Origin of the sequence: Okeania sp. SIO2B9 (genome assembly GCF_010672505.1) — a bacterium.
GTDB classification, from domain to species: domain Bacteria; phylum Cyanobacteriota; class Cyanobacteriia; order Cyanobacteriales; family Microcoleaceae; genus Okeania; species Okeania hirsuta.
Genome location: NZ_JAAHGK010000579.1, coordinates 1 through 4,581 on the forward strand (window position 1 = coordinate 1; position 4,581 = coordinate 4,581).

At 39.7% G+C, this 4,581-nt stretch carries 4 protein-coding genes; all 4 read right to left on the reverse strand.

From position 1 onward, the window contains the following. Nucleotides 1-196: helix-turn-helix domain-containing protein (locus F6K13_RS19445; RefSeq protein WP_287241657.1), on the reverse strand; the 196-nt coding region annotated here is incomplete at its 3' end. 425 nt (nt 197-621) lie between these two features. After that, nucleotides 622-1,686: a hypothetical protein gene (locus F6K13_RS19450; RefSeq protein ID WP_287241654.1), complete on the reverse strand. Its 1,065-nt coding sequence runs from the start codon at nt 1,684-1,686 to the stop codon at nt 622-624. A gap of 72 nt (nt 1,687-1,758) precedes the next feature. Then, nucleotides 1,759-4,119 carry a ribulose bisphosphate carboxylase small subunit gene (locus tag F6K13_RS19455; RefSeq protein ID WP_287288078.1) on the reverse strand — a complete coding sequence of 787 codons (2,361 nt, stop codon included), beginning with the start codon at nt 4,117-4,119 and terminating at the stop codon, nt 1,759-1,761. A 109-nt stretch (nt 4,120-4,228) separates the two neighbouring features. Next, a complete protein-coding gene (locus F6K13_RS19460; RefSeq protein WP_124146614.1) occupies nt 4,229-4,531 on the reverse strand; it encodes a EutN/CcmL family microcompartment protein in 303 nt (100 codons plus the stop codon). Between the last annotated feature and the right edge of the window lie 50 nt (nt 4,532-4,581).

The following is a 4,581-nucleotide window of genomic DNA, read 5'->3' on the forward strand; positions in this document are numbered from 1 at the left end:
AATCTGGATTATCTCTTAGTTGAGGAATTGGCATCACCAAAGGGCAAGCGTTAACTGGACAACGATTTTCTGACCACCACGAAAACCGCTCTCCTAACCTATAGTTGTACTGCCGACGCAACAATTCCAACCACAATTGAATAGTGGCTATTTGTTCTTTGTTGGGCCTTAATTTATATTGGTAGGCAGTCCGCATGGTGGAAAATTTGTAGAAATGTCCTTTCTTTGGCTAGGTTTTTCAAAGGTGATGGTCTTTAGAGCTAGTTCAGGATTTTTTTATATAAAATCAAAAATAGAAATTAATATAGTTGAGCTGATTGGACTTTACTTGAAAGAGACTTTGAATAATTTTTTGTCCCTGGATGAGAGTAAAGTTTTGTCAGCTAGTTCTCTACATTTATCAAATTATATTATATTTTTTTTGAAATTAGCAAGCCTTCTTGTATCAAAAAATAGTTATATTGTCAATTATCCGACTGCTGTTTATCTGCTACAAATATCCTGCTCTAAATCAGATTTTTTAGTTTATCTCAACTAACATCAGTCAAAAGTAACAAAAATTGCTATAATCCTCGGCATCTACTACCTCTGTGTTTCCCTTACTAACCCAATATGACTTTTCTAATCTTCTTCATCGGGAGGAGAGCTAAGAGAATTTTTATGAGGAAATAAAGTTTTCATCATCCTATTTACATAATCTTGTCCGTAGATTGGAGTTTTCGTGGTTTCAGGTGCTTCTTCTTGTAGTTGAGTTTTAGCCTGCTCAATTTTATTTTGAGTTTCTTCTTCATTTTTAGCTTTTTCTTGGTCTGGTGATGAAGAATTATTTGTTAATTCTTGATTAACAAGGGCATTAGAATTATCATTTTCAGGTTCAGTTTTTTTGAAAAATTGATAATTACTGTTTAGTCCTTGATGATTACCTGGATACTTAAAAGTACTTTTCTGAGCAATATTTTCTTCATCCAATTCAGAACTACTGCCTAATTCCTGATGATTATCTGGATAATTAAAAGTACTTGTTTGAGCAATATTTTCTTCACTCAATTCAGAACTACTGCCTAATTCCTGATGATTATCTGGATAATTAAAAGTACTTGTTTGAGCAATATTTTCTTCATCCAATTCAGAACTACTGCCTAATTCCTGATGATTATCTGGATAATTAAAAGTACTTGTTTGAGAAAGATTTTCTTCACTCAATTCAGAACTACTGCTTAATTCCGGGTCTACTGACAAATCATCATTACTTTTAGTAGTGGTTGTTATGTGTGGTGTTAAAACTGTTTGAGATGGAGGTTGAGATGGAGCTGTAGTAGAATTTTCTAAGATTTGTCGTCCAGACTCCCCTATAATAGAAGTCGGTGGTACAACTTGATTTGGTTCAACATCATGCTCTATAATCGTTGCCACTGAACCAATACAAGCATTAGCCCCTATTTTACTCTTACCAACTACTAACACTCCTGCACCAATGGTGACTCCCGACTCAACTTTAATGTTGCCCTGGTAAGCATGAAGAATAACTCCCATACCAATACAAACCCCTGTAGCAATAACTATCTGACAATCAGCAGCAGCTTGGAGAATGACACCAGATGCGATCGCAACATTCGGCTCAATTTTTACATCACCACTAACAAAAGGTTCAGTATTATCAATTGGTTGTAGTGGTGTAAACTGCATAAATACTCCTTTCAAATATCCGACTGAAAGTCAAAAGTTACAACTTTGAACTTTTGACTTTCTGGTTTTTTTTTACTTAGCCTTACCGTTAGGTTGCTGAATAATCATTTCTAAAACACGGCGTTTAGCTTGAGGATCGATACCAATTAAGCGGACATATTCTCCCTCGTGTTGAGCTAGAGTTTCCTCAATAGCTGGGAAAACATCAGCATCACGTTTGCCATTAATTTGAGTATCAGTTTTCCAAGAGCTAGTCTTGAAACGGCGTTGGTCTGCATACTCTGTACCTATTTTGTAGCCACTCGCAATCAAAGAGCGAACTTGTTCTACAACCTCTTGAGTTAGCTTCTGGGTACTAGCAGTAGCTGTTACACTATTATATGATGGTTGATAACTATTGCCTGCTCCATTAGAAACTGTAGGAACTACTTGGCGTTTGCCATTTGGCTCCTGAATCAATACTTCCAACACCCGACGTTTAGCAGCAGGATCGACACCAATTAAACGTACATATTCCCCACTATACTGTGCCAAAGCTGCTTCTAATTCCTCTATTGCTTGTGCAGTAGTCTGTGCCGAAATGGGAGCGCTCTGCCAAGAGCTAGTCTTAAAGCGACGTGCATTAGCGTGCTCTATGCCGATGCGATGTCCTTGATTAAATAGTGAACCTACTTGAGCTAAAACTTCCTGACTTAGTTCTGTCTTGAACCCACTGCCTTGACTCGATACACTGGTATGAGCAGTATTATAAATAGGAGGTTTACTATTACCTGCTCCATTAGAAGCTGTAGTAACTCCTTGGCGTTTGCCATTTGGCTCCTGAATCAATACTTCCAACACCCGACGTTTAGCAGCAGGATCGACACCAATTAAACGTACATATTCCCCACTATAATGTGCCAAAGCTGCTTCTAATTCCTCTATTGCTTGTGCAGTAGTCTGTGCCGAAATGGGAGCGCTCTGCCAAGAGCTAGTCTTAAAGCGACGTGCATTAGCGTGTTCTATGCTGACGCGATATCCTTGATTAAATAGGGAACCTACTTGAGCTAAAACGTCCTGACTTAATCCTGTGTTTAGCTTACTAACGTGGCTATTTGCAGGGGTTTTAGCAGTGAAAGAGGCAGCAGCAGATTGCTTAATAGGGCGATCGCCAGGCTGTTGAACTAATGTTTCTACAACACGACGTCTAGCTACAGGATCAACGCCTATCAAACGTACATATTCACCGCTATGTTCTGCCAAAAACTGCTCTATAGCTGGTAATACTTGTGAGGCACTGCTTTCTGAAATAGTCGGGCCATTTTGCCAAGAGCTAGTTTTAAAGCGACGTTCATTAGCATACTCAGTGCTAATTTTGTATCCTTGAGATAGCAAGGAGTTTACTTGGTCTACAATTTCTTGAGTTAATCCTGTGTTATTTGTTGTAGCAGGTTGACCGCCAAAAGCAGCGGGAACACTATAATTACCAGTAGTCGATTTTTGAGGAATTTTTTTGCCATCAGGCCGTTGAATCATAATTGGAGAAATTCGGCGTTTGGCTTTAGGGTCAATACCAAACAGACGCACATACTCTCCAGCGTGTTCTTCGACGCAAGCTTCTAAAGCTCCTATTACTTCTGAAGGATTTTTGCTTTGAATTGGAGAACAAGTGTTCCAGGAACCAGTTTTGAAGCGACGAACATCAGCGTGTTCTGTGCCAATATGGTATCCTTGAGATACTAGCTGTCTTACTTGAGCAACTACCTCTGGGCTTAAAGAACCAGTTGCTACAGAAGATTTGTAACCGTTACCGTTACTGTAATTGCTATTCATTTTATTTTTCACTTTGTTAGTACAGGAGGGATCGGCTGCACAGATATAACCTTTTCGTAAAGATTCGTTGATTCCCACCACATGATGGCCAAATTCCAGATCTGCTGGTTGTACGTCTGGCAAACGGTCTGCTTGCTGTTGATTTGTAATAATTGCTCCTGAAGGTACATACTTACCGGGAGGAATTTCTACGTCTTGGATCAGAGCGTGCAGCATCACGATGCAGCCTTCACCAATACGGGCGTTAAATACTGTAGAGCGAAAACCGATAAAAGACTCATCCCCAATATAGCAGGGGCCGTGAATTAGAGCTTTGTGGGTGATCGAAACATCTCTACCTATCCATACAGAATAGTTTTCGTTGTCATCTCCTACTACTCTTCCTTTTTCTAAACCGTGGATGACTACTCCATCTTGAATATTGCTTCCTGCACCGATAAAGAAGGGAGTACCTTCGTCAGCACGAATTGATGTACCGGGAGCTACTAATACATGGCCTCCTATGCGGACATCTCCAATAATATTGGAAAAGGAGTGAACATACGCTGTCCGATCGATCTTTGGCTGTGCCAAATTTTGTGACCAGGGGGTTAGTGGAGCCGCTTCGTTGCGGTGTGGCATATTTTTTTCTCCTGAAGCTAAATGTTGGGTGTTGGTGTACTAAGTAAATATTTTGTAGTTCAAGATTTCAACATCCAACAGTTCAAGCTATTGGTAGTTAATGGACTGTTTAACGATATTGGTCTTTTTTACCGTAGATCATGCTATTGTCCACTGTGATTGTGTCAATAATTGCGACTACTCTGGCATCTATAGGCAGTTGTTCACTACGAGGTATTTCACGAGCTGCTCCGCCTCGACTAACCAGAACCCATTCATCTATTCCGGCTCCGACATTATCGGCAGCTACTTCATATTTAGGCAATGGATGGCCTTCTTCGTCTATGAATTGCAGCAGAAGTAGCTTTGTTCCTTGTAAACTAGGCTCTTTTTGGGTGCTAACAACAGTGCCACGAACTTTGGCAATTTGCATGATCTCTAATTTAATTACATGATTTTCAGATATGAGATTTTAGATTGAAA